15 protein-coding genes are annotated in these 26,676 nt (G+C 66.2%); 9 read left to right on the top strand and 6 right to left on the bottom strand.

What is annotated here, in order from left to right; genetic code table 11:
* Positions 1-26 precede the first annotated feature (26 nt).
* The 3 genes from Q0D93_RS06740 to Q0D93_RS06750 are packed head-to-tail and all read right to left on the bottom strand — an operon-like array spanning position 27 to position 7,524.
* Positions 27-2,570 (bottom strand): glycoside hydrolase family 3 C-terminal domain-containing protein, encoded by a 2,544-nt coding sequence (locus Q0D93_RS06740; protein ID WP_294392248.1) that lies wholly within the window; start codon positions 2,568-2,570, stop codon positions 27-29.
* Positions 2,567-5,182, bottom strand: a complete 2,616-nt coding sequence (locus Q0D93_RS06745) for a glycoside hydrolase family 2 protein (protein ID WP_294392250.1) — start codon at positions 5,180-5,182, stop codon at positions 2,567-2,569. Before Q0D93_RS06745 ends, Q0D93_RS06740 begins: the two co-directional genes overlap by 4 nt.
* Positions 5,182-7,524: a family 20 glycosylhydrolase gene (locus Q0D93_RS06750; RefSeq protein ID WP_294392252.1), complete on the bottom strand. Its 2,343-nt coding sequence runs from the start codon at positions 7,522-7,524 to the stop codon at positions 5,182-5,184. Before Q0D93_RS06750 ends, Q0D93_RS06745 begins: the two co-directional genes overlap by 1 nt.
* 238 nt (positions 7,525-7,762) lie before the next feature.
* On the opposite strand from Q0D93_RS06750, the gene Q0D93_RS06755 reads away from it, so the two are divergent.
* On the top strand, positions 7,763-8,500 hold the full coding sequence (locus Q0D93_RS06755) for a GntR family transcriptional regulator (protein ID WP_294392255.1): 738 nt from the start codon (positions 7,763-7,765) through the stop codon (positions 8,498-8,500).
* Positions 8,501-8,540: 40 nt separating this feature from the next.
* Positions 8,541-11,456, top strand: coding sequence for a beta-galactosidase GalA (gene galA, locus Q0D93_RS06760; RefSeq protein ID WP_294392257.1), 2,916 nt, complete (start codon positions 8,541-8,543; stop codon positions 11,454-11,456).
* 89 nt (positions 11,457-11,545) lie between these two features.
* On the opposite strand, the gene Q0D93_RS06765 is transcribed toward galA, so the two are convergent.
* Together Q0D93_RS06765 and Q0D93_RS06770 are read right to left on the bottom strand one after the other, a co-directional pair.
* A complete protein-coding gene (locus Q0D93_RS06765; RefSeq protein WP_294392258.1) occupies positions 11,546-11,860 on the bottom strand; it encodes a copper homeostasis protein CutC in 315 nt (104 codons plus the stop codon).
* Between the two features lie 165 nt (positions 11,861-12,025).
* The gene (locus tag Q0D93_RS06770) at positions 12,026-13,030 is read right to left on the bottom strand and encodes a N(4)-(beta-N-acetylglucosaminyl)-L-asparaginase (protein ID WP_294392259.1); all 1,005 of its coding nucleotides are present in this window, start codon (positions 13,028-13,030) and stop codon (positions 12,026-12,028) included.
* A 155-nt stretch (positions 13,031-13,185) separates the two neighbouring features.
* On the opposite strand from Q0D93_RS06770, the gene Q0D93_RS06775 reads away from it, so the two are divergent.
* The 5 genes from Q0D93_RS06775 to Q0D93_RS06795 all read left to right on the top strand — a co-directional run bounded on the left by Q0D93_RS06775 (position 13,186) and on the right by Q0D93_RS06795 (position 23,314).
* Entirely contained in the window at positions 13,186-16,332 is a 3,147-nt protein-coding gene (locus Q0D93_RS06775; protein WP_294392261.1) for a TonB-dependent receptor, read from the top strand.
* Positions 16,333-16,757: 425 nt separating this feature from the next.
* A complete protein-coding gene (locus Q0D93_RS06780) occupies positions 16,758-17,888 on the top strand; it encodes an ROK family transcriptional regulator (RefSeq protein ID WP_294392263.1) in 1,131 nt (376 codons plus the stop codon).
* A gap of 93 nt (positions 17,889-17,981) precedes the next feature.
* Positions 17,982-20,387: a TonB-dependent receptor gene (locus tag Q0D93_RS06785; RefSeq protein ID WP_294392265.1), complete on the top strand. Its 2,406-nt coding sequence runs from the start codon at positions 17,982-17,984 to the stop codon at positions 20,385-20,387.
* Between the two features lie 72 nt (positions 20,388-20,459).
* On the top strand, positions 20,460-22,004 hold the full coding sequence (locus Q0D93_RS06790) for a M81 family metallopeptidase (RefSeq protein WP_294392267.1): 1,545 nt from the start codon (positions 20,460-20,462) through the stop codon (positions 22,002-22,004).
* The gene (locus Q0D93_RS06795; protein WP_294392269.1) at positions 22,001-23,314 is read left to right on the top strand and encodes a M20/M25/M40 family metallo-hydrolase; all 1,314 of its coding nucleotides are present in this window, start codon (positions 22,001-22,003) and stop codon (positions 23,312-23,314) included. The genes Q0D93_RS06790 and Q0D93_RS06795 overlap by 4 nt, the downstream gene beginning before the upstream one ends.
* Positions 23,315-23,766: 452 nt before the next feature.
* Here the strand turns inward: Q0D93_RS06795 and Q0D93_RS06800 are convergent, their stop codons facing one another.
* A complete protein-coding gene (locus Q0D93_RS06800) occupies positions 23,767-24,933 on the bottom strand; it encodes a PHB depolymerase family esterase (RefSeq protein WP_294392271.1) in 1,167 nt (388 codons plus the stop codon).
* Positions 24,934-25,237: 304 nt separating this feature from the next.
* Here Q0D93_RS06800 and Q0D93_RS06805 point away from each other — a divergent pair, with 304 nt between their 5' ends.
* Both Q0D93_RS06805 and Q0D93_RS06810 read left to right on the top strand, forming a co-directional pair.
* Entirely contained in the window at positions 25,238-25,444 is a 207-nt protein-coding gene (locus tag Q0D93_RS06805; protein ID WP_294392273.1) for a cold-shock protein, read from the top strand.
* 303 nt (positions 25,445-25,747) lie between these two features.
* Positions 25,748-26,467 carry a spermidine synthase gene (locus Q0D93_RS06810; protein ID WP_366510258.1) on the top strand — a complete coding sequence of 240 codons (720 nt, stop codon included), beginning with the start codon at positions 25,748-25,750 and terminating at the stop codon, positions 26,465-26,467.
* The last annotated feature ends 209 nt before the right edge of the window (positions 26,468-26,676 follow it).

Below are 26,676 nucleotides of genomic sequence, written 5' to 3' on the forward strand. Positions count from 1 at the left end.
GGTCAGGGCGGTGCGGCGATTCACGATCACTTCGGCAGCTCCGTTGCGGTCCCGGTGATGGTCAGGTCGATCCACACGCCCGGCGCATCGTCCGGCTGTCCGCCGCCGATGAACAGCCGATACGCGCCCGGCACCACCGACCGGGTGCCGTCCCGCGCCACGATGCTCAGCGCGCGCGGGTCGAGGATGAAGCGGACGGTGCCGCGTGCGCCCTGCTTCAGTGGCACGCACTGGAAGCCGACCAGCTGCCGTTGCAGCACGGGCGTGGTCAGCCCGCCTCTCGCACGGGCCGAAGGCACCAGATAAGCCTGCGCCACCTCCTCGCCGGCGCGGCCGCCGGTGTTGGACACGGTGGCCTCCACCGTCGCGCTGCGGCCCGCTTCCACGGTGAGGCTGGTCCGCGGGGCGGCATAGGCGAAGCGGGTGAAGCTCAACCCGTGCCCGAACGGCCAGAGTGGCGTGCCGGTGAAATAGCGGTAGGTCCGCTCCTTCATGCCGTAATCGACGAACGCCGGCAGGTCCTCCGTGCGGCGGTAGAAGGTGATAGGCAGGCGCCCCGATGGGTTGCTGACGCCCGCCAGCGTGTCGGCAATGGCGGTGCCGCCCGCTTGGCCCGGATACCAGGCGGCCAGGATCGCGTCGGCGGCGGCCGGGTCGATCGCCACCGCGCTGCCGCTGGTCAGCACGATCACCATCGGCTTGCCCGTTGCCTTCAATGCGGCGAGCATGCGCTGCTGAACGAGGGGCAAGGCGATGTCGGTGCGGTCGCCGCCGACGAAGCCGGGGACGCTGACCTGCAACGCCTCACCCTCCAGATCGGGCGACAGGCCGACGACGGCGACGATCACATCGGACGCGTTCGCCGCATCGACCGCCTGTTTCAGCAGCGGCTCGGCCGGAGGCAGCCACAACAGGCGAATGCCTTCGTCCTCGCTGACGTGATCCAGTTCCAGGCGGATCGGCACCGGTCGCCCATCGCTGTCGAAGGGGATCTCGACACGGCCGTTGGCGACCTCGCCCGCCGCGACCGGCTTGCCGTCCAGCCACATCCGTACCGCGTCGTGGCTTTTGCAATATTTCCAGCAGGCCGGCACATCGACCGCCAGACGGTAGCCGCCGAGGCCGGGCGGAACCAGTTTACCCGTCCAGCGAACGCGCCATTGCTCGCCCAAGCCGGACAGGGGCGCCGCGCGGTTGTGGTCAATGTCTATGCGCCGCTCCCGCCGGCTTACGATAACCTGACCGGTGGACGACAGATACTCCGCCTTCAACCCCGGCGAGCCATCGGAGCGTAAAGCTGTTTCCGGCACCACAACGGGGGCGCCATCGGCCAGCACCGACCCCTGCGCGTAGCGGACGTTCGCGGCGCCGAAGCGCGCGCGAATGCCGTCGAGCGGGGTGACGGGCGCGGCGGCGGTGCCGTGATAATTGCCCTGCAGCACGCTCAGATCGTCGGCATCGGCGCCGATCACGGCAATCCGTGCGCCGGGCCTGATCGGCAGTCGGTCGCCCCGGTTCTGGAGCAGCACGATCGACTTGCGCGCCGCCTCCAGCGCCAGCGCGCGGTGCGCGGGCGTGTCCACCTGATCGGCGCGGATGTTGCGCCACGGGCTGGTCGCGCCGAACGCGATGCCCAGATCCCGGCGCGCGGTCAGCGCACGGGTCAGCGCCGTGTCCACCTCCGCCTGCGACACCAGCCCCTTCGCCAACGCTTCCGGCAGTGCTGCAAAAGCGGTCCCGCAATTCAGGTCGGTGCCGCCGCGCACCGCCGCCGCTGCCGCACCCGCGCCGTCGATGCGGTAATGGTGGAACAGCTGGATGTTCGACACGGCGTCGCAATCGGACACGGTGAAGCCGGTAAAGCCCCAGTCGCGCCGCAGCCGCGCGTTCATCAGCGCGCCATCGGCGCAGGCGGGGATGCCGTGGATGGAGTTGTACGCGCACATCAGCGAACGCGCTTTGCCCTCGGTCATCGCCATCCGGAACGCGGGCAGATATGTCGCCTCCAGGTCGTAGGGGCTGGGATCGACGTCGAACCCGTCGCGTCCCGCCTCCGGCCCGCTGTGCACCGCGAAATGCTTGGGCGTGCCGATCACCTTGGGGTGCAGGGGGTCGGGACCTTGCAGCCCGGTGATGAAGGATACGCCCAGGCTGCCCGTCAAATACGGGTCTTCGCCATAGGTTTCCTGTCCCCGGCCCCAACGCGGATCGCGGAAGATGTTGATGTTGGGCGACCAGATGGTCAGCCCCTGGTATATGCGCCGGTCGGCACCCACCGGCCGGGCGTTGAACTTCGCCCGCGCCTCGGTGGATACCACGTCGCCGATGCGGCGGATCAGCCCCGTGTCCCAGGTTGCGGCCATGCCGATCGCCTGCGGGAACACGGTTGCGATGCCGTCGCGCGCCAGCCCGTGCAGCCCCTCGTTCCACCAGTCATAGGCGGGCAGGCCGGCCTGGCGGTCGGCCGGCGCGCTGCTTTGCAGTTGGGCGGCCTTCTGCTCCGGCGTCATCGCGGCGACGGCAGAGGCGACCGGGTCGGAAGCCTGTGCGGCGAGGAGCATCCAGATCATCGGCGCGACCCCAGCGAGCGCAGCGTCAGCGCCCTTGCCAGTGCTGCCGGCGTGGCATCGGCGGCAACCGTCACCGTACGGCTTTCGCCCGGCAGCAGGTCGAAGCCGTTGTCGGACGGCTGGGCTGGCATTGCGCCGAAATCAAGCATCACCGCCCGCGCCAGCCGCTTGGCCGTCACCGTCACCTGCTTGTCCGTCCACGTCGCGGTGAGCCCCGGATCGGGATAGCGCATGTCCTTGGGCACGCCGCGCTCGACGATGGCGCGGCTGGCCACCGTATCGCCGACGATCATCTCCGCAACCGCGTAGCTGGCGGCGGGGTCTGCCCCGCCGAACAGCGCATCGTCGGTCAGCGTCGGCACCGGAATGGCGGACAACGGCGGCAGCGTGACGGTGCCGCCATTCTCCTTCAGCGGCGTGCCGTCCATCGCGAACGACCGGATGGTCCACCGGGCGGGCAGCGGCTGCGTCGCGTCGGACACCAGCGACAGGCGGGTCGCGTTGCCACGATGCTCCGCGACGATCGCCTGCGGCGCGAAGAAGCGGCGTGCGGCATATTGGAGCAGCTTCCACCGGCCCTGGTGGTCGATGCTGGCCCAGGAGATTGCCGGCCAGACATCGTTGATCTGCCAGAACAGCGACCCCATCGTCACCGGCCGGCAGGCGCGATGGTGCAGCGCGGCCATCTGGATCGCCTGCGCCTGATCGACCTGGCTGAGATACACGAAATCGCCAAAATCCTTCGGCTCGCCTAGGCGCGCGCGCATGTAGAATAACAGCCGTTCGTTGCCCTCGCCGTCCAGGAATTTCTGGTGGGCCTTCATCACCGGGCTGTCGGGCGACAGTGGGCCGGCACCTGCAAAGTCGCGGATCGTGGCCAGTCCCGGTGCGCCTTGGAACCCATATTCGGACATGAAGCGCGGGCAGCTGTCGAGATAGTTCTCGACCGGTTTCGACCCCGACCATACATCCCAGAAATGCCGGTCGCCGGACGCATCGGTGTCGACCGGACCATCATAGTCGGTCGACGGCGACCCCGCCCAATATGTTGATCCGGGCGATCGGGTCAGCACCGCATCGCGCAGCACCCGGTCGAACAGCACCGCCATGCCGGTGCCCACGCGCTCCTGTCCATCCGCGCCGATCGCGCGCTTGTACGCCTTGCGATCCGACCAGTTTTCCCAGCCGGACAGAACCTCGTTGCCGCCGTTCCAGCCGATGATCGACGGGTGGTTGTTCAGGCGCTCGACCTGCTCCTCCGCCTCGATGCGGACATTCTCGCGGAACGCCGCGTCCGGCGGCGTCACCGCTCCGCCGAACATGAAGTCCTGCCAGATCATCAGCCCCATCTCGTCGGCCATGTCGTAAAAGGCGTCGTCGAGGTAATAGCCGCCGCCCCATACCCGGATGGTATTCATGTTGGCGTCGCGCGCGCCCTGCAGAACGGTCCGCATGGCCGCGGGCGTGACGCGCGCGGGAAAGCTGTCGAACGGGATCAGGTTCGCGCCCTTGGCGAAGATGGGCAGCCCGTTGACGCGGAAGCCGAAGGCGCCCCGATCGGAGCCCGTGCCCCGGATCAGTTCCACGGTGCGCAGGCCGATGCGACGCCGGGCCGTGTCCGTGGCCGCTCCCGCCCGTTCCAAGACCGCCGTCGCGCGGTACAAGGGCTGCGCGCCATAGCCTATCGGTTGCCAGCGTTGCGGGGCCGCCACAGCCAGCGGCACGGTAATCTGGTTGAGGCCCGGCACCAGCGCCGCATCGGTCCGCGCCTCGACCTGCTGGCCGTCTGGGCCGGTCACCGCTACGCGGATTGTCGCGGTCCCGGTGCGGCCGCTCATCACCGCGACCTTGCCGGATAGCCGCGCCTCGGCATCGTTCAGCGTGTCCTGATCGACGCGGAAGCTCTCGATCCGCGCCTCGTCCCAGGCGTCCAACCGGATCGGCCGCCACGGGCCGACGTTCAGGATGCGCGGCCCCCAATCCCATCCATAATGATATTTGGGTTTGCGGATATAGGGCGAGGTCTGGCGTCGCTTGGGCTCGTCTCCGAACGCCGAATCATATTCGCCCGGCAGCGAGTGCGCCTCCGCCAGCACCATCGGCTGGAGGGCGCGGATCGGCGCGGCAAAGGTGATGGTGACGATATTGTCGCCAGCGCGCAGCAACGGCTTGGCCGCGACCCGCCAGCGGCGATGCGCATTGTCCGCCTTCAACACGTCATGCCCGTTGATCGACACGGTGGCAAAGGTATCGAGACCGTCGAACACCAGATCCAGGTGGTCGCGCGCCAGCATCGCCGGCGTGACCCGCAGGGTGCGGCGATACTGCCAGTCGGCGCGGCCGACCCACTGGACCGCCGCTTCGTTCAGCCCCTTGAACGGATCGGGAATGCGATGCGCAGCGATCAGATCCTGTTGCACACTGCCGGGAACATGGGCGGTGAACCACCGTCCCTCACGGCGGTGGGCCGCAATCGTTGCGGCGTCGGTCGGCGCGATCCGCGCCTGCCACCCATCGTCGAGGGACGTCATCGTGCGCGGCGCGGCCGTGGCCGCCGTGCTCGCCAGCAGCATCGGCGCCACCAGCGCCCAGATCTTGCCATGCCGGCGCATCAGTGCCGCTCCTCCAGCTGCACCGACCCGACCGTATAGAAGGGTTCGCTGGTCGGGGAGGTGAATTGAAAACAGATGTCCCGGTCGCCGTCCGCCTTCGGCAGCGTGCCGGCAAAGCGCATTCGGGTCGGGGAGGCGGCCGGATCGGGGAGGGGAAAGGATGCCGCAATCACCGGCTTCGGCGCGCCCTTGTCCGGCGGGCCCTTGCGCCCCGCCTGGCAGCCGACCAGCACCAGCAGTTCGCCATGATCGGTGACGTTGTAATGCTGACGCACCGCGCCCGCCTCATGCGCCAAGCCGTAATGACGGGCAAGGCGCGCCACGTCGACGCTGAAGCCGCCCGCCACATCCAGCGGCGCGGCGGGGTAAGCGGTGCAGGTGTCGAACAGGTTGATGTTGTACACCGGCGCATTGTCGGTCGCCTCCGACGTCAGCGGTACCCGCAGGCCCAGCGCGCCACGCGGGCACGACACCATCTCGGACGAGGTGCGTCGTAGCAACGCCGCGCGATCGGTCGCGAAAGCGCGCGGCGCAGCGACCGGCCGGCCATCCGCGCCGAACACTGCCGCACGAATCGTCGCCCCGGGCGTCAGCGTCAGCCGACGGACGTAGCGGGGGGATCGGGCGGTCGGCACCTTGCCGTCCAGCGTGTAGCGCAACGTGCCGGCGGTCGGCGCCTGCGTGGCGAGCGACACCGTAACCTTGTTCTTGCGGAGCGCGTCGCCCGCCGTACCGCCGAGCGTGTAGTTCACGGCAAACGCGCTGTCCGCGACCTCAACCCCCGCCCGGCGCCAGCGCGCCATCTGCGGAGTCAGGCGGCGGGTAAAGCCGGCGAAATCGCGCGGTGCCCGTGACCAGGTGGTTTCCGCCAGCGCGCCGATGCGCGGGAAGATGACGTGCTGCATCTGGAACGGGGTGGCAAGATACTCGGCCCAGGCATTGGCCTGCGCGCCCAGCACGTGCTTCGCCTTGGCCGGGTCGATGCCCGCCGGCATGGGTTCGTAGGCGTAGACGTCGGCCAAGGTCTGGATCGACAGGCGGCCGGGCGGCTCGTCGCCGTGATCGCTTTGCAGGCTGTCGAGATACAGGGTCGGCGCGGGGGACAGCACGACGTCGTGACCCTGGTTTGCCGCGTCCACCGCGCCCTTCTCGCCACGCCACGACATGACGGAGGCTGACGGGGGCAGGCCGCCCTCAAGGATCTCATCCCAGCCGATCAGCCGTCGCCCCTTTGTCGCGAGATACTGCCCGAACGTGTCGATCAGCCAGCTCTGCATCGCGTTCTCGGTGGTGATGTTCAGCGCCTTCATCCGCGCCTGCACGGCGGGCGATCGTTCCCACTGGTCCTTGACCGCCTCATCCCCGCCGAGGTGGATGAAGGTGCCGGGAAATATGTCGATCAGTTCATCCAGCACGCCTTCGACAAACCCGACGCCCTTGGGACCGGGATCGAGCAGATGCGGGTTGACGCCCCAATCGTGGCCGACCGCCGGGGTGTCCCCCATGACGCCGATCTCCGGATAGGCGGCGACCAGCGCCTGGGCATGGCCGGGCAGGTCGATTTCCGGCACGATGACGATGCCGCGCCGGGCGGCATAGGCGACGAGGTCGCGCAGTTCCGCCTGCGTATAGAAACCGCCGACCCGCTCGGCCGGGGCGGGGCCGCCGGTGGAGGGGGCGATGCGCCACGCGCCGACCTCGGTCAGCTTGGGATAGCGCTTTACCTCGAACCGCCACCCCTGGTCGTCGGTCAGGTGCAGGTGCAGCGTGTTGAGCTTCACCGCCGCCATCTGGTCAACGATCAGGTATAGGGAGGGCAGCGGCTGAAAATGCCGCGCCGTGTCCACCATCAGCCCGCGCCAGGCGAAGCGCGGCGCATCGGTGATCCGCATGGCGGGCACGCGCACCGGCTGGCCCGTGCGGGCATCGGGGCTGAGCAGCTGCGCCAGCGTCATGGCGCCGTGGACCAGTCCCGCGCGCGTGGATGCCACGATGCGGATGCCGCGCGGCGTTACGTCCAGCCGATACCCTTCCGGGCCGCCGATCGCGGGATCGCGGGCCAGTTGGATGGTGCCGTCGCCCGGTCCGGCATTCAGCGCGATGCCGCGCGTCCTGCCGACATGCTCGACCAGCAGTTTCGCCGTATCCGCCGCCTCCGCATCGTTCGACGGATAGCCGACGCGGGCGCCGGCGCGGACGGTGATCGCTCCCGCCGCGTGTTCAACGGCCGCCGGCAGCGGCAGCAGCGCCGCTTCGCGCGGCGCCGATGCGGCGCCAGCCGCGGAAGCCAGGGCGATACTTCCGGCGATCGTCGCTCCCCATGTCGATCTCGTTGCCGCCATGCCGCTCCCTTTCTCGTATTTCATGTGCGAGAGTGTACCAATGTAGGTCCAGGCGCAAGGTCTGGCGAACGTCCGAATTGCCGGCGCGGACTTGCCAAAACAGCCGCGACTATTACCAATGTGGGCCATGAAAGGGTTGCATTGTCGCCACCGCGCGGATTGTCTAGGTTGACCCGCGTCATGCGGAACCGGGTTCTTGCCCGTGCCCACCGTTTGGGCCGCAGCAAGGGGGTGGGGGTTGACCTTTTCCAAGCAGATCGGCCGTTTCCGGCGGGACAATCCGTCCCCGCTGTACCTCCAGCTTCAGAGCCTGATCCGCGATGCGATCGGCGGCGACGTGCTGTCCCCGGGCGACGCAATCCCTGCCGAACGCGACCTGGCGACCGAGTACGACATTTCGCGCATCACGGTGCGGAAGGCAATTGGCGGGCTGGTGGAGGAGGGATTGCTGACGCGCCGACGCGGCGCGGGCACCTTCGTCGCCGGGCGCGTGGAAAAGAGCTTTTCCAAACTGACCTCCTTTTCCGAGGATATGGCCGCACGCGGACGGCAGGCGTCGAGCAGCTGGATCAGCCGTTCCGTAGGCACGGTGAACCCGGAAGAGTCCATGGCGCTGGGCCTGTCGCCCGGTGCGCCGGTGTATCGGTTCCACCGCATTCGCTATGCCGACGAGCAGCCCATGGCGTTGGAATTCACGACCATCGCGGGATACTGCCTGTCCGGTGTCGATGCAGTGTGCGACAGCGTGTACGCCGCGTTGGAGAAGGCAGGCAATCGGCCGGTTCGCGCCTTGCAGCGGTTGCGCGCGGTGCCATTCGGCGTCGATTACGCGCGCATGCTGGAGTTGGACACGGGCCAGCCTGGCCTGTTGATCGAACGACGAGCCTTCCTGAAGGACGGGCGGGCGGCCGAGTTCACCCGGTCCTATTATCGCGGCGACAGCTACGACTTCGTCGCGGAACTGAGCGATCCGTAAGCGTCCGTTGGCGCTTGTTCCCCACGCGCGGAGTGACGCCATGAACCGCCGATCCTTCCTGCTGTCCGGCGCGGTTATCGCGGCGCTGGGTGATCCCGTGCCCCTGACGGTGGCGATGGCGCGAGGGGCAGGCCGCGCAGGCTGGGCGGGGGCGCTGCCGATGCCTGCGCCGCTCTCCGACCTCCCCATTCCGCTGCCGGTCGTCGATCCCGGTCGGGTCCGTCTGGAACAGGGGTGGGTGTTCCACGCGGGAGACGTGCCGGTGCCACCCCCTGTTGGCCACCATGAGACCTATCTCAGCGTCAAGGCGGGCAATGCCCCCGGTGCGGCCGCGGCCGCGTTCGACGACAGCGACTGGACGCCCATCCGCTTGCCGCACGACTGGGCCGCCGCCCAGCCCTTCGTGCAGAGCGCGAACGTCAGTCAGGGCTACCGCCCGCGCGGCATCGGCTGGTATCGCCGCGTCCTGACGCTGGACTCCGCGGATCGCGGCAAGCGGATCGAACTGCACTTCGACGGCATCGCCTCCCACGCCACGGTGTGGATCAACGGCAGCGAGGTCGCGCACAGCTGGTCCGGTTATTCCAGCGTGGTCATCGACATGACCCCATTCGCCCGGTTCGGCGAGGAAGAGAATGTGGTCGCGATCCGCGTCGATGCGGAGGCGATGGAGGGATGGTGGTATGAGGGCGCGGGGCTGTACCGCCACGCTTGGCTGGTCCGCCGCGCGCCGGTCGCGATCGCCACGGACGGTGTGCATTGCGATCCGCGTGGCCATGCGAACGGCTGGCAGGTGCCGGTCGCGGTGACGCTGGACAGCGTCGCGCGCGATGCGGCGACAGTGACGATCCAGGCGCAGTTGCTGGATGGCGTCGGGCGTGTCGTCGCGCAGGACGCGACCGATACGATAGTGTCGCCGCTGGACCAGGGGCGGGCCGCGCTGGTGTTGAACCCGGACCGGGTCGAGTTGTGGTCCGTCGAGCGACCTATGCTTTACACGGTGCTGGTGCGTGTGATCCGCGATGGCGGGACGGTGGACGAGCGACGTGTGCCGGTTGGCTTTCGCACCATCCGCTTCGATGCGGATCGCGGCTTTCTGCTCAACGATCGGTCGGTGAAGCTGAAGGGCGTGTGCCTGCACCAGGACCATGCCGGGGTGGGCGTCGCTGTTCCCGATACGCTGCTCGAATGGCGGCTGTTGCGATTGAAGGCGATGGGCTGCAACGCGATCCGCTGCTCCCACGGGGCGCCCGCGGAGGAGCTGCTGCATCTGGCCGACCGGATGGGCTTTCTGGTCATGAACGAGAATCGCCGCTTCAACCCGGCGCCCGATTATCTCGCGCAGCTGCAATGGCTGGTGCGGCGCGACCGCAATCATCCCAGCATTATCCTGTGGTCCGTGTTCAACGAGGAGCCGATGCAGGGCAGCGAGGCGGGCGTGGAGATGGTGCGCCGCATGGTGCATGCGGTGAAGACGTTGGACGACAGCCGCCCCGTCACCGCCGCGATGAACGGCGCCTTCCTCGACCCGGTGAGCGTATCGGGCGCGGTCGATGTCACCGGCTTCAACTATTATCAGGACGATTATGACCGCTTTCACAGGGCTTATCCGAACCGGCCGATGACCAGTTCGGAGGACACCAGCGCGTATGAAACGCGCGGTGCCTATGACAGCGACCCGGTGGCGCACGTCATCACCTCCTACGACACGGAGGTGACGAGTTGGGGCGACACCCACCGTGCGACGTGGAAGAAGATCGCGGAGCGGCCATTCGTGGCGGGCGGCTTCGTGTGGACGGGTTTCGACTATCATGGCGAACCGACGCCGTACGACTGGCCGACCATCTCCAGCTTCTTCGGCATCCTCGACCTGTGTGGCTTCCCCAAGACCGCCTTCGACATCCGCAGCGCGCAATGGATCGACGACCGGCCGGTGGCCCGACTTTCACCGCATTGGACATGGCCCGGACGCGAGGGGCAGCCGATCAAGGTCGTCGTGTCGTGCAATGCGGAGACGGTGGCGTTGAGCCTGAACGGCGAAGTCCTGGGCACGCAAGCGGTCGATCGCATCATGGGCAATGAATGGTCAGTCCTCTACGCACCCGGCCGGATCGAGGCGGTTGCGCGGACGGGCGGCCGTATCGTCGCGGTGGCCGCGCACGAGACGACCGGCCATCCCGTCGCCTTGCGCCTGACCCCGGCGCGGACCGTCATGGCGGGAGACGGGGAGGATGTGCAGCCGATCACGGTGGACGCGGTCGACGCGCGTGGGCGGCACGTGCCGACCGTCAACCTCCCCGCCCGCTTCACTGTCCAGGGGGGCGCGGTCATCGGCCTGGGCAATGGCGATCCCAACAGCCATGAGCCGGAACAGGGCAATGCGCGCTCCCTGTTCAACGGATTGGCGCAGGTGATCGTTCGTGCCGGGCAGGGTGGGGGGCGTTTGGTCCTGACCGCTACCGCCCCCGGCCTGCGCCCGGCGCGTGTGACGGTGGACCGGGCCCGGACCGCGCCCGTGGCGCAGGTAGCCGTCACGCCGCGCGTGCAGCGCCTGCTCGACTGGCGCCGTTCCCCGGCATTTGCGACGCGGCCTTCCCCGAATATCGCGCCGACGGATGGGGACAACAACAGTTGGGCGTTCGTGCAGCCGGGTAGGGCGACGCAGGCGGACACGGGCGGTAGCCGGTGGCGGGTCTATCGCACCGCCGTTACGCCGTGGCGCAGGGTGGCCGCCAAAGGAGGCGTGATCCGCTTCGACGCCGTGGCCGGCCGGGCGGAGCTATGGGTCGATGGGCGCAAGCTGGCGGACAAGGCGTCGGCCGACCCCGCCCCCCTGTTCGTGGCCCTGCCCCCCGCAAGCGGACGGCGGCGTATTGCCTTGCTGGTAGAGGCGGCGCCCGGCGCGCCTTCCGGCCTGCTGGCGCCGGTTACCATCGCCGCAAACCCGGCGGAATAAGCGCGTCGGCACGGCAATCTCGAAACCCCTCCATCGACGTGGGAAGGTGCTGGCCTGCATTACGGCTCTCCGGCGAAGGGTGGCATTAGTTATGCATTGGTATCGTCGATAGTGTCGTTCGCTGACAGGGCCGTTGCCATCCGTTCTGCCTGCCAAATCCGGAACAAGGTTCCGCCTCTCACGGACCGACGGGGTGAGTTGTTTTCCGCCACACGATCAGCGGTGCTCGGTGCGCCGCCGAAGGTGAGTATCCGGTCGAAGACCGATGTTGTTGCCTGCTCCAGCGTGTCGCCGAGATCCGGCACCGGATCGAAGGAGCGGTGCAGCCCCAGCGAGAGCGGGCGAGCGTAAGCGTGTCGGTGGGCATCGGAGGCGCGGGCATGTGCGATCCATTCCGCAAGCACGGCGGATCGAGCCGGCCCGCGGCCCCGCTCGCGCCGATCACCGTTCAGGCCAGCCCTGCTTCGGCCGCAAGGGGGAGGTCGGCCGCGACCAGCGCCGGCTCCCTCGGCTGATAGGCCAAGTCGCCTTCGCGCGGGCGGCGTCGGGCTGGATCGCGCCGCCTCCCGTTATGCCTGGAACAGTGAGTCGGCCTTGTGCACGGTCGTGCGCCCGCTCGCGTCCGTGGCGGCATAGGTGAAGCCGGGAAGCAGGCAGAAGGCGCCGATATCGCCTTTCGGGCCCAAAGCCAGGAAACCGACCTGAACCCCATGGGCCGCTTTGCCGCGCAGCACTGCGATGTGGCGGACCACTTCCTCGCAAGCCGCCTGAGGCGTCAGGCCGGCCCGCATCGATGCAACGACGCGCGCCGTGCCGGCGACACGCGTCACCTCCTCGCCCAAACCTGTGGAGGTAGCGGCGCCGATGCCGCGCTCCACGAACAGGCCGCAGCCGACCTGCGGCGAGTCGCCGACACGTCCGCGCATCTTGAAAGCCATGCCCGACGTGGTGCAGGCGCCTGCCAGACGTCCCGTGGCATCACGCGCGAGGATGCCGATCGTGTCATGATCCAGCGCGCCGCCTGGCGTACGGGACACGCGATTTTCCACATTCGCCTCCGGCCGGTAATCGGCGGTGCGCAGCCAGTCGCGCCAGGCCTTTTCGGAGGCGGGCGTCAGCAGCGTGCGCTGCGGGAAGCCCTGGTCGCGCGCAAAGCGGGTCGCACCCTCGCCGACCAGCATAGTGTGTGGAGTCTTTTCCATTACCCGCCGGGCAACGGACACCGCATGCATCGTGTTTTCCAGCGCGGCCACCGCGCCCCCCTGCCCGGTGTCGTCCATGATGACCGCGTCCAATGTCACATGGCTGTCGCGATCCGGGTAGCCGGCATAGCCGACGGAATGGTTGGCAGGATCCGCCTCTGGCACCATGCCGCCCGCCTCCACCGCGTCGAGCAACGTGCCCCCCGCGCCGATCCGCGCGAAAGCTGCCGCATTTGCCGCCGCGCCGAAATCCCAAGTCGACAGCACAACCGCGCCGGAGCCCGGCGTCGCCGCACGGCGGCGCGCGGCGAGGGTCGGGCCGGCCACCGCCAACACGCCCGAAGCGGCAAGCAGAGAACGTCGGCTGGTCATTGGGCATCCCTCGTACTGTGGCGCCAAAGCGATGGTGCGCCTGAAACTGTAATGGAAAGGTCTTATTCGGGTATTGACGAGCGTCTGTGATTGGTAAAGCATGTTTTGATTAGCACGACGGTCATGATCGTGCGTTGAACATCAAAGGGGCATTCATGTTGTTGCGGCATTCCGTCTCGTCGATCGCATTGGGAGGGGCACTCGCCATCGCCGCCCCGACAGCTGCGCAACAGGCCACTGGCCCAATGTCCGTCGGGCAGGCGGTAACCACTCCCGCAGCCGACCAGACCGCCACCGATCAGACCACGCCGGCTCCCGACGGCCTGACGCCGGGGCAGCAGGTGCCCAACAGTTCGGCAACGCGCAGCAACGCCATTTCCGGTGTCGCCAATGCTCGAACCGAACCTGCCGACGTTGGCGCCGTGGTGATCACCGGCACGCGCATTCAACGCCCCAACACGGCCTCCGCCGCGCCGATCACCTCGGTCACTTCGGCCGACATCAAGGCCCAGGCGCCGATCAACGTCGAGGAGGTTCTGAACCGCCTGCCGCAGATCTCGCCGGACAATCAGCAGACCTACCAGGATTCGGACGGCCGCCAGCGTATCAAGCTGCGCAGCCTGGGTTTCGAACGGACGCTGGTGCTGATCGACGGCAAACGGATCGGAACGCAGAACGGCCAGGATACCAACATCATCCCGGTGTCCCTGTTGGAGCGGGTCGACATCCTGACTGGCGGTGCATCGTCGGTGTACGGATCGGATGCGGTCGCGGGCGTCGTCAACTTCATCCTGAAGCCGGACTTTGACGGCGTGCGGGTCGACGCCAACTACAATTTCTACAACCACACCAACACGTCCAACATCGTCGCTCCGGTGGCGCAGGCCAGCGGTTTCTCCTCGCCGCGGGGCGGGAACAACGATGGCGGTCGCACGGACGTTACGCTGACTGTCGGCAAGCGGCTGTTCGACGGCACGCTGAACGTGTCGGGCTTCGTCAACTACAAGCACCAGGATCTGATTCCGTACGACGCACGCTCGACGTCCGCGTGCCAGCTGGTGCAGGCAGCGAAGGATGGTCCGCTGTCCTGTTCGCTGTCGTCTTATTCGCCCAGCGGCTATATTTCGCCGCTTTCGGGTGCCAACAGCGGCAGCGCGTATGTCAACAACCCCAACGGCACGCGCACCTTCGTTCCTTATGGAGCGGGCGCGGGCAATGCGGCCAACCCGTATGACGGCTATTCCTATCAGCGTAAGCTCAACCGCGTGAATGCCGGCGGCTTCGTCACGCTGAAGCTCGCACCCGAATATGAAGTCTACGGTTCCGCGCTGTGGTTCCGCGACAAGTCGATCAACCGCTACCCCACCCGTGTCTTCGCCGCGTCGAACTACGATGCCGGCCAGTATCAGGTGAACTGCGACAACCCGTTCATGTCCGCCAGCCAGCGTGCCACCGTGTGCGGCACCGCGACGACCGGGCTGGTGCCGCTGGACGTCCGCTACCGGTTCAGCGGTCTGCCCTATCAGGTCGACAGCTATCTGAACAAAGGCATCCGCGCCACCGGCGGTATCCGCGGCAAGCTCGGCGATTCGTGGACCTATGACGTGGGCGGCGTGTATGCCCGCAACCAGCAGGACTGGAATTCCTCGCGCCTCAGCAACTATACCAACGTCAACCGTTCGTTGAACGTCGTCAACGTCAACGGCACGCCGACCTGCGTGTCCAAGCTCAACGGCACCGACCCGAACTGTGTTGCCTTCGATGCGTTCAGCGCGGGCAACAACAATCGGGCGCTGATTGACTATTTCTACAACGGGGTCGAGCCGGCGATCCAGAAGACCGTCGGCATCCTCTACGACGTCCAGGCCAACGTGACCGGTGACCTCGGCAAGTACGGCATCACCTCGCCGTTCGCCGATGACGGTGTCGCGATCGCGCTTGGCGCCGAATTCCGCAAGGATCGCCAGTTCTCGACCGCGACCGCAGGGTTCCGCGAAGATTATAGCGGCTCCGATTCGGATCGCAGCCTGCATGTGTGGGAAGCCAATACGGAGCTCCAGCTGCCGCTGGTGCAGGAAAAGCCATTCGCGCATCTGGTGCAGGCGAACCTGGCCGGGCGCCTGTCCAAGTACAGCTCCAACCCCTCCACCTTCAAGACCTGGAAGGCGGAAGGGCTGTATGCCCCCGTGCCCGACATCACCCTGCGCGCTTCGTTCAACAAGGCCCAGCGCGCGCCGACGGTGGTCGAGGCTTATCAGGCGAGCAACATCAGCTACAGCCGTCAGGGCGGATCGCAGAACGACTTCTGTGCGCCGACCGTGACCACGAACCCGCAGACCGGCGCCGTCGCCTACGGCGCGCCGATCGCCTCGCGCGAAGTGTGCAGTGCGACCGGCCTGTCGGATGCACTGTACGGCAGCACCACGCTGCTGTGCCCGGACAACCAGTGTACCGTGCGTTCGGGCGGGTTCACCGCCGATCCGGAAACTGCCTACACCCAGACCTATGGCTTGGTGGTCAAGCCGCGCTTCATTCGTGGGCTGACCTTCTCGGTCGACCGGTATCGCATCAAGATCAACAACTCGCTGACGTACAACGATTACACCTATTACACCGATGGGTGTCAGCGTTCGGGCGGCGACCCCTATTTCTGCTCGGGGATCGTTCGCGCTGCGAACGGCACGCTGTACGCGCCGCTGAACAGCAACGCGACCAGCGGCTTCATCCGCCAGGGCACGACCAACTATTACTTCTCGATCGCGCGTGGTTGGGATTTCCAGGCCAATTATGCACTCGGCCTGGGCAGCGCAGGGCGGTTGGACTTCGACTTCAACGGGTCGCGGACGACCTTCGCGGGCGGTCAGGATGCGCCGGATCAGCCGCAGCGGAATTGCACCGGCTATTTCGGCAATGGTTGCAGTGCGCTGCTCCCGAAATGGAGCCACACGCTGCGCACCACCTACTCGATGCCGGGTAACCTGTTCAGCGCCTCGTTCAATTGGCGCTATACGGGTTCTCTGACCAATGCGAACAACTCGGGCGATCCGGCGATCGGCGGTACCGACGAACGTGCGCAGACCACCTTCTATCACATCGCGCCGCAGAGCTATTTCGACCTGGCGCTGACCTTCAACATCGCGCAGCGGTTCAGCCTGCGCCTGATCGCCAACAACCTGTTGGACAAGAACCCGCCGATCATCGCCAACTCGTACAACATCAGCCTGGCGCGCACGAATACCATCCCGCAGCGCTACGACAGCTTGGGCCGCAACATCGCGATCAGCACCACCGTTCAGTTCTGATTCGAGACACGGGGGAGGGAGGCGTCATGCTTCCCTCCTTTTCGTTTTCGAAATGTCGGCTAGCTGATGGAGGGGCCGGCTGCGAGCCATGCTGAACCGCGGGCAGCAATCATCGACGCGACCTACCTGAAGGCGCGCTGCACGGCGTTCAAGCCCGCGCGTGATAAAGGACGTCTCGGGCGACTGATCGGCCATGACCAACGGCGGTAGGAACACCAGGCCTCCTGCCAATGATGCAGAGGGCCGCCCCTCGAACTTCTTCGTGGCTGCCGGCCGCAGCTTAGTTCACCTAAGGAACAATCCAGGCGTCGAACACCGGACTTGCCAGCGGCGCGGAATGGCAATCAAGACAGTGTCAGGCTAGTCGGTTTTGGTTGTTGACACTTAGTTCAAACGGCGATCTATCTGGCCTCGCTGAGGTGATGATGCTGACCGACACGCATGCAAACGTCCTGCGCCTTATCAACCAATTCGGTCCGCTTAGCCGAACTGAGTTGGTGGAGCAGCTTGGCATCAGCAAGGCGTCGATGTCGGCGCTGGCGGCCGACCTCCTTGGCCGCGGTATGCTGATGGAGGGCGAGACGGTGTATGGCACCGGTCGGCCTGCGGTGCGGCTGGCTTTGTCCGCATCCTCCGCTTTCTTCATCGGCGTGTCGCTTTCAACCGCTCCGTTCGCCCTGACGCTCACCGACCTGCATGGCGAGGTGCTCGATGCGACGACATTTTCGCATGGCAGTGGCGCCGAGGCGATCGTGGCCGAGATTGCGCGGGCGGCGGCGGCGATGCTGGAAGCGCATCCCGACCGCCGCGAGCGTGTGGCGGGCATCGGCCTGGCTGTGCCGGGGGTGGTGGACGCGACCAGCGGCATCTGCGTTCGCTCGACCCTGCTTGACTGGCGCGACCTGCCGATCGGTTCGATGGTTGCGGAAGCTACCGGATTGCCGGTCTTCGTCGAGAATGATGCCAATGCGCTGGCACTTGGCGAGCGTCTGTTCGGCAGCCTACGTGGCTGCGAGCAGGGCACGATGATCGCGGTTGGTGAGGGTATCGGCTGCGGTCACCTTATCAAGGGCGATTTGCATCGCGGAGCAAGAGGCGGCGCGGGCGAAATTGCGCATGCCACGGTCGAGCCCAACGGTCTGCCCTGCCAATGTGGCAAGCGTGGGTGCCTCGATACGCTCGCCTCTCTTCGCAGCATTACCGCGCACGCGCGTGACGCTGGACTGCCGGACAGCATAGCGGCGTTGGAGGTGGCGGCGGCACAAGGCAGACGTGGCGCGATCGATATCCTGCACCGGGCGGGCACCGCATTGGGGCTGGCGGTGGCGCAGATCGTACAGTCGCTGGATCCCGAACATATCGTGGTGGCGCTGACGGACGGGCCGGCGGACGGCCTTTACGTGCGCGTGATGCGCCAGACGGCGGAAGCGAACGTCATGCCGGATCACAATCGCAAGCTTATCCTGACCACCATGCGCCTGGACCAGCGGGCCTGGGCGGTCGGAGCCGCAAGCATCGCCGCGGAGCGTGGCTTCTTCAAGCTCGCAATCGCCTAGATCCCAATCGAATAAACCGAGGCGACGAAGATCGCCCAGACGCACGCAGGAAGAATGAAAGGACATTGTACGACAGGGTAAAGGGGAAACGTCTTGAACACTCACAATCGCACACGCCTGCTGCTCGCCTCCGTGGCATCGGCATGTTTGTTCGTGGCGCCCGTGCAGGCGCAAACCACCGATGGCACCGCGCCTTTGGAGCAGCCGGCGGCTGACCGAGACCGGTTCAACGGCACGGCGGACGCCGGAACGACGGACATCGTCGTCACGGGGCACGGTGTCTCCGCCAACGGCGTTACCAACACCACGCCCGGTGGCGGCCTGATGTCGGTTCAGACCGGCACCAAATTGCGCAGCACCATCACGCGCGACTATATCGATCGCCAGGCATCCACCACCAATGTGTTCACGCTGATCCGCAACCTGCCGGGCGTCGTGTTGGGCAGCGGCGATCCGTTCGGCAGCGCGCCCAACCTGACCATCCGCGGCCTGAGCCAGACATCGCTCGGCTTCAATTTCGAAGGCATGCCGATTGGCGACCAGCTGTCGTACAGCGCCTTTCCCAGCGAATGGGCCGATACCGAGAACATCGGCATGGTCAACCTGACGCGCGGTTCCACCGACATCACCGCTCCCGTCTACAATTCGGTCGGCGCGCTGTTGCAGGAGGAGTTGATTACGCCGTCGCGCGCGATGGGCGGTTTCGCATCCGCCAGCGTCGGCAATCACGGCCTCAACCGTCAATTCCTGCGCCTCAACCTGGGCGAGATCGGCGGCACCGGCATTCGCGGCTTCATATCAGGATCGCGCACCTACAATGACAGCTGGCGTGGACCGGGCCGGACGGAACGCCACCATATCGACAGCAAGTTCGTGAAGGAGTTCGCTGGCGGTGACACCATCTCGCTCGTTGCAACCTATAACGAGGAAAAGTCGGACCGATCGCGCAACCCGACATTGGCGCAATACAAGCAGTTCGGTCGCGGCTTCAACTTCGACAACAGCTACACGGTCGACCCGGTGACAGGGGTGGGTAACCCCAATTACTACAGGCTGCGCGTCGCGGATCGCCAGAGCCTCTACGTCAGCGCGCCATCCAGTTTCGCACTGACGGACAAGCTCGACATCGTCGTCACGCCCTACTTCCTCTACACGCATGGCATCATCAACGGCGCCAGCAACCTCAACCTGCAGACCGCTTACTACGGATCGCAATTTGCCGGTCCGTTGCAGGCCTCGGGCGTACCCGCCGGGCAGACGGTCGCGACCGTGATGAACGTCGACCGCTATGACCAGAAGACCTATGGCCAGAACAGCTATCTGCGCTGGAATGTCGGGCTGGCGCAGTTCCGTGTCGGCTATTGGTATTCCAACTTCGTGCACAAGGAGCAGGCGGCATTCCAGCCGGCCGATGCCAGCGGCAACGTGCGCGATCCCTATGGCGACCGGGGATCGGTGCTGACCAACAGCGGGGCGATCTTCCGCAACTTCGCCGCGCGGATCGAGCAGAACGTACACGGCGCCTATGCGGACATGACCGCCAAGCTGGCCGACGACAAGCTGCTGGTGAACCTGGGGCTGAAATATGTCTGGGTCGATCGCGTATCGAAGAGTCCGCTACCCGGCACCGCGATGCGGATGGAGAGCCTGAGCCAGCGGCCGCTGCCGCAGGCTTCGATCCGCTACAGCTTCGACGACCAGAACCAGATCTTCGCCGACATCACCACGGCGTTCCGCGCACCGTCCGCCGTGTCGTCCTACGTCAACATCTACAATGCGGCGACCGGCATCGCGTCAAGCACCCCATCCGGCAATTACACGCCCGAATATTCCGTCGGGCAGGAAATCGGCTTTCGCCATCATGGCGAGGTGCTCCACTTCACGGTGGCTGCCTTCAACTACGACCTGACAGACCGGCTGGTGCAGGGCAGCCAGATCGTGAACGGCACCAGCGTCGGCTTCGCGGTCAATGTCGGCGGGCAGTCGGCACGCGGGATCGAGGCGGAGATCGGGCTGGTGCCGTGGCATGGCTTCAGCCCCTACATTTCCGGGCAATATCTGGATGCGGAGACCAAGGACGATTATCCCGTGCGCGGCGTGCTGCTGCCGACCGCCGGCAAGCGCGCGGTGCTGAGCCCCAAATGGGTGAGTTCGGCCGGTCTGAACTTCGACAACGGCTCCTTCTTCGCCTCGGTCGAAGGCACCTATATCAGCGACCAATATTCGACCTTCATGAATGACGAGGTTCTGCCGAGCTTCGCCACCGCAAATGCCAGCATCGGGTATCGCTTCCCGTCGATCGGCTTTGCCAAGAAGCCGCAGGCGCAGCTGAACCTGACCAACATCACCAACAAGAAATACCTGTCGGGCATCCAGGGGGTCACCTCCAACGCGCAGACCACTGCCAGCCGACAGGGTGCGGCGATTGCGGGTTCCGCGCCAACCTATCTGATCGGCGGCGGCTTCGGCATCACCGGTTCGATCAGCACCGCCTTCTGATTTCGTCATGCTGTCCGCCATGCACCGTGGGTGGCGGACAGCCCCTTGTTCAAGCTGTTCGGAGCCAGCCTTATGCAACGTCGTTCCTTCCTGAAGTCCGCGTCGGTCATCGCCATTGCCGGGGCGAGCGGTGCCACCCAGGCGGCGATCGTGCCGCCCTACAAACGCCAGCCGCGCATCGCTGTGGGCGGCATCGCGTCAGAATGCAGTACCTACAGCCGCATTCGCGCGCGCATGGAGAATTTCGACGTCCTGCGCGGCGACGATATCCTCAACAATGAACGCTTCACCTTCCTGAAGCGGTACGACGTGCCGTTCCTGCCCACCCTGGTCGCCAATGCCGGATCGGGCGGACCGATCGCGCGTGATGCCTATGATGCGTTGAAGGCGGAATATCTGGGCCGGTTGAAGGCGCTGCTGCCACTGGACGGCGTCTACCTCGCCATGCACGGCGCGATGTTCGTGGACGGAATGCAGGATGCCGAGGGCGACTGGTATGAGGCGACGCGCGCCGTGGTCGGTCCGGATTGCATCCTGTCGGCCAGCTATGACCTGCATGGCAATATCAGCCAGAAGATCGTCGACAACCTTGACGCCATCACCGCCTACCGCACCGCGCCGCATGTCGATCGCGTCGAGAATACGATGCGCGCCACCGACATGCTGACCCACTGCCTTCGCTACGGCATCCGCCCGGCGATCATCTGGGCGACCATCCCGGTGGGGCTGGCAGGCGAGCAGAGCAGCACCGAATGGGATCCGGGCCGTCGCCTGTGGTCGGACCTGAGCGAATATAACCGCCAGCCCGGCGTGCTCGATGTGTCGCAGCTGGTCGGCTATGTCTGGGCGGATGAGCCGCGCTCGGCCGCGTCGGTGGTGGTGACGGGCACCGATCCCGCCTTGCAGGCGCGCATCGCCGCCGAACTCGCCGCGCGATATTGGGAGGCGCGGCGCGATTTCAAGTTCGGCAGCCCGACCGGCACGATCGAGGAAACCATTGCCACCGCGATGGCGGCCACTACCCAGCCGGTCGTGATTTCGGACTCCGGCGACAATCCCGGCGGCGGTGGCAATGCCGACCAGTCGCTGTTCCTTCAGGCAATCCTGAAGGCCGGGGCGCAAAATGTCCTGCTGGGCGGCATGACCGACAAGCCCGCAACCGATGCCTGCTATGCGGCGGGCGTGGGCAAGACGATCCCGCTCAAGGTCGGCGGGTCGCTCGATCCGATCGCCAGCAGCCCGGTACCGGTAACCGCGACCGTCAAATATCTGTCTCCGGTCACCGACCCGGCCGAGCGGGAAGCGGTGATCGCGTTCAACGGCGTCACCATGACCCTCTCCTCCAAGCGCCGGGCCTATCATGCGGCGGAGGCATTTCGCCCGCTACGGCTGGAGCCGACCGCCTTCAAGATCGTGGTGCTGAAGTGCGGCTACCTGAACCCGACCATGAAGCCGCTGGCCAATCCGCACTTGATGGCGCTGTCACCCGGAGCGATCAACCAGGACATCGTGCACATCGAGAACAGGAATCGCGTGCCGACTTTCCCCTGGGTTCCCGACCTGCGCTATGCGCCGCGGCCCTACCGTTCCAAGCGTTTCGCGAGCGCGAAGGCATGATCGGGCGAAAGGGAGCAGGGGCGCTGGGGCTGGCGTTGGCGGCATTGCTGTCCGCCGGTCCCGCTATGGCGCAGACCGCAACCCCCACCGTGCCGGCAGATGCTGCGACGATCCGCAGCATCCGCGCGCAGCCCGCTTACCGCGCGGCGGTGGCGGCGCTGGAGCGCGAACATGACGAATGGGTGGAAACCATCGTCCGCTTGACCGAGATACCCGCGCCGCCGTTCAAGGAATCGCGCCGGGCACAAGCCTATGCCGGGATGTTCCGAGCCGCCGGGCTGACCGACGTGGAAATTGACGATGCGGGCAACGTGCTGGGCCTGCGCCGGGGCACGGCTGCGCCGGGTGGCAAGGTGGTGATCATGGCCGCGCACCTCGATACGGTGTTCCCCGAAGGTACGCCGATCAAGGTGCGCCGGGAGGGCACGCGGCTCCACGCGCCGGGCGTGGGAGACGATTCCACCGGCCTCGCGACCCAGTTGAGCCTGATCAAGGCGATGGCGGCGGCCAGGGTCGCAACCCCGATGGACATCCTGTTCGTAGGCGACGTGGGCGAAGAGGGATTGGGCGATCTGCGCGGTGTGCGGCACCTGTTCGGCAAGGGCAAATACAAGGGTCGGGCCGCCGCCTTCTTCTCGCTCGACGGAGCAGCGGAAGACGGCTTCACCATCGGGGGTGTCGGATCGAAGCGTTACCGGTTGACCTTCACGGGACCAGGCGGGCACAGCTACGGTGCGTTCGGGCTGGTCAACCCGATGGGTGCGTTGGCCGGGGCGATCACGGGCCTCTACGGCATTCCCGTCCCGGCGAATCCCAAGACGACCTACAGTGGCAGCGTGGTCAGCGGTGGCACATCGGTCAACGCCATCCCGCGCGAGGTGACACTGGAAGTCGACATGCGATCGGAAAGTGCGACCGAACTGGCGCGGCTGGAGCGCAATTTCATAGCGATCGTCGATCGTTCGGTTGCTGCGGAAAATGCCGCGCGCTCGGTCAAGGAAGGCGCAGTGAAGGTGGAAAAGACGTCCGTTGGTGATCGTCCCGCCGGGGCGACCCCGGCCAAGGCCCCGCTCGTCAGGCTGGCAGTGGCTGCTTACCAGGCAGAAGGAATCTCGCCGAAACTTACAGCCAGTTCAACCGACTCGAACGTGCCGATGGGCCTGTCCATCCCTGCAATCACGATCTCACGAGCGGCGGCGGGCGATCGCGGCCACTCGACCGACGAATGGATCGATACCGAACGAACCGCATCGCAAAAGGTGAAACGTCTCAACCTGCTGATCTTGTTGGCCGCAGCCGGGATGCGCTGATCCGAAACAGCGAAGCGGGCGCTGTCGAGGCAGTTGGCGGGGCGGGGCAGGGGCTTGCCAGCCCGCGGGCATCAGCGAGGCCGACAGCCCGTTCCGCTACTTCAACGCGTCGCCCGAGGTGATCCGGCTGGTGGTAATGATGGACGCGCGGTTCCCGCTCTCCGGGCGGAGCGTGGAAGACTCGCTGTTGGGGCACGGGATCGACATCGGCCAAGAGACGGTCGGGCGGTGGTAGAACCGGCGCGGTCCGCTGTTCGCCGTCGACATCCGGCGCCAGCGGGTGAACCGCATGTGTGCTTCCGCCTGGAAGCACACATGCTTTGCTGCCGTGCGGGAGCGAAGCCCGTTGAGTTCAGGTAGGCCGGCCGCCTTGACAGCGCTCCCGAACGCCTCATCAACCCACACGGTCTGATGCCCCTCTTCGAGCGGGGCTTAGGAGCGCCGATGGACGGCTATCGCATCAATCCGGCCGCTCGCAGCGCGTCCTCGATCACCTTGCCTACACCCGCCGGCGCCCTGGTCTGGTCAGCGGGCTGCTGCTGTGCGTAGATACGGTGGGTTTTCGTGTCCCGCGCTTGTGCCGATGCAGGCACCGGTAGAAACTCTTGCCTCGCGCACTCAGGTTCGAGCTGGGGCCCCTGCTGACTCCCGCCCTCATCTTCGAGCAGGCCCCAGAAGCGGCAGATGTGGTGCGTAGACGAAATGCTCGCCTCAAGCATGTAGGCGCCGCTCCGGCCACAGCCGTCTTCGCCGACGGTGTGGAGGGGCGTGCCGTGCGCCATGCCGGTGATGCTATACTCCTCGATCACCTCACGACCTTCCTTGTCGCGCCAGACCCGATGCGGGTACCCATCCACAGCCTCGATCGTGCTGGGAGCGACGTCGACGCCGTGCAGGCTGCGCCATTGTCCGACGATCGCCGCCGCGTTGCTTGGGTTCACGGTCGCGTCCCCGCTGCCGTGCCAGATCGAGATGGTCGGCCAGCGGCCGCCATGGCCGGACGCAGCGCGGACCAGCGCCGCAAGCTCGGCCTCGCCCGGGATGCCGTGCCCGCGCATGCTGTCAAAGGCTTGGGGTATTGTGCTGGCGCATCCGTATGGCAGGCCGGCGATGATCGCCCCGCCGGCGAACACCTCGGGGTAGGTCGCGAGCATGACGGACGCCATCGCGCCGCCGGCGGACAGCCCCGTGACGAAAATCCGCGCGGGATCGATGGAGTATCGGTCCGCTGCCACCGCGATCATCTGCCGGATCGACAATGCCTCTCCGGCTGCGCGGCGATTGTCTTCGGGGGAAAACCAGTTGAAGCAAAGGTTGGGATTGTTCTGCCGCTGCTGTTCCGGGAAAAGCAGCGCGAAACCGTGGCGGTCAGCCATTTCCGACCAGCCCGCACCGATATCATAGCCGGCGGCGGTCTGGGTGCAGCCATGCAGGACCACGACCAGCGCTGCTTCGGAGGGCAGCGACTTGGGGGTATAAACATGAGCTCGGAGAGCGCCCGGGTTGGATCCAAAGTCCTCAAGTCCCGTCAGGCGACTGGAGCCATTGAAACCGCCATCCATAAGGGCCGCACCACGCAAGTTCGCGAGCCGGGCGATGGTGTCGGAGAGCTTGCGCATGGCGGTGTCCTTCGATGGTGGAAGCCTGCACAGGCGTGGCTATAACCATCTTGCTGCACTGCACAATAATGGGTATCGAAGCGTTGCGCGCAAGTGTTCTGCCGCCGCATCCTGCTCAAAATCATCATATATTGACGTGGCGGGGTATCTTTTCCCCTTGGGGCTCTCCATATCAACCATGCTGACGTCGCATGCGACGGATATCGGGCCACTTACCCTCCCCTTGTCCCTTTCTAGCCTCACGAAGCCGGGATGCGCCGCCGTTGGCGCATGCCCGACAGACAACAGGACAAAGGATCCCGAGATGATCACCGGAACCGTAAAATTCTTCAATGTCGACAAGGGCTATGGCTTTATCACGCCCGAAGATGGCGGCGACGATGCCTTTGTCCACATTAGTGCCGTGGAACGCGCCGGCATGCGCACGCTCGATAGGGATCAACGCGTCTCCTATGAACTGGAGACGGACCGGCGTGGCAAGACCTCTGCGGTGAATTTGCAGGCCGCCTGACGAGGCATTCAGCGGGGTGTCTGGTCCTCCGCCCGTCTACCTCGAGTCTCGGGAGCCTTCGATGTCCCCTTTGCTTTTCTACCGAGAACAGGCTGCCCGGCAAAAGGTGGCGGCCGATGCGGCAACTCTCCCGAACGTGCGTGAGCGGTGTCGGCAAGCGTCCGATGCTTGGACCGCCTTGGCCCTCCGCAGCGAGCGTGCGGATAGCGTTCGGCTGCAAGCTGCCACGGACAAGCTGCTTGAAGGGTCGGGCCAGGACGCCGAACACGGCCGCCTGGCGGGCGCACGTCGTGAGGGCGACGCTTGACGCTGCTCACCGCCGAGGCGGCGAACCAGGTGGAGGAGGATAACGGGTCCTGGGGAGTCCTCGTCGACACGGCCGACATCCCGGGCGGCGGGCAATTGCATCTGGTTCGCCACGGACAGGAATACGAGATCCTGTTCGGGGACGAGCAGCTGATGGGCAGTTGGGCGTACCGGTCGGAAGAGGCTCTTGCGACGCTCGTCTTCGAGCGTCTCGGCAAGCGTGCCGGGCGGACCCTGATCGGCGGCTTGGGAATGGGCTTCACACTCGCGGCCGCCCGGTCCGCGCTGCCGCCGAGCGCGAGCATCGTGGTTGCAGAGCTCGTGCCGAAGGTCGTCGCCTGGGCCGAGGGTCCGCTGGAGCATATCCACGGCGACTCCCTCCGCGATCCGCGCGTCTCGCTCGAGATCCGCGATGTGCATGATGTGATCGTCGAGCAGCGGGCGGGCTTTGATGCGATCCTGCTCGATGTCGACAACGGCCCCGATGGCCTGATCAATCTCGCCAACGAGCGCCTTTACTGCAATTGGGGGCTACGCGCCGCGTATGCCGCGTTGCGCCCCGGCGGCATGCTGGCGGTCTGGTCGGCCTATTCGGACAGCGCCTTTTCCGATCGGCTCCGCCAGGCCGGTTTCAAGGTCGAGATCGTTGAGGTGGATCCGGGCGGCGGTGACACAGGCCCGCCTCATACGATCTGGCTGGCGGCGAGGTGCGAGTAGAGTCATCGGACCGCTGCTGCCCCGGAGCGCGGGCGAGGATGCCGGCCGGCAGGCACGGGCGGGTTTGCAATGGCGCTGGCCGCCGAACGTGCGTGGCAAGTGGAACAGCATGTTCGGTCGCTACCGGAGGCGGGGCGAGAGCGGCATAGCCGATGCCATGCCGGAAATGCTGGCGGTAGATGGCGGGGCTGGGCCGCACTGCCGACATG

The sequence above is a fragment of the uncultured Sphingomonas sp. genome, assembly GCF_934560975.1.
Lineage (GTDB): Bacteria > Pseudomonadota > Alphaproteobacteria > Sphingomonadales > Sphingomonadaceae > Sphingomonas_I.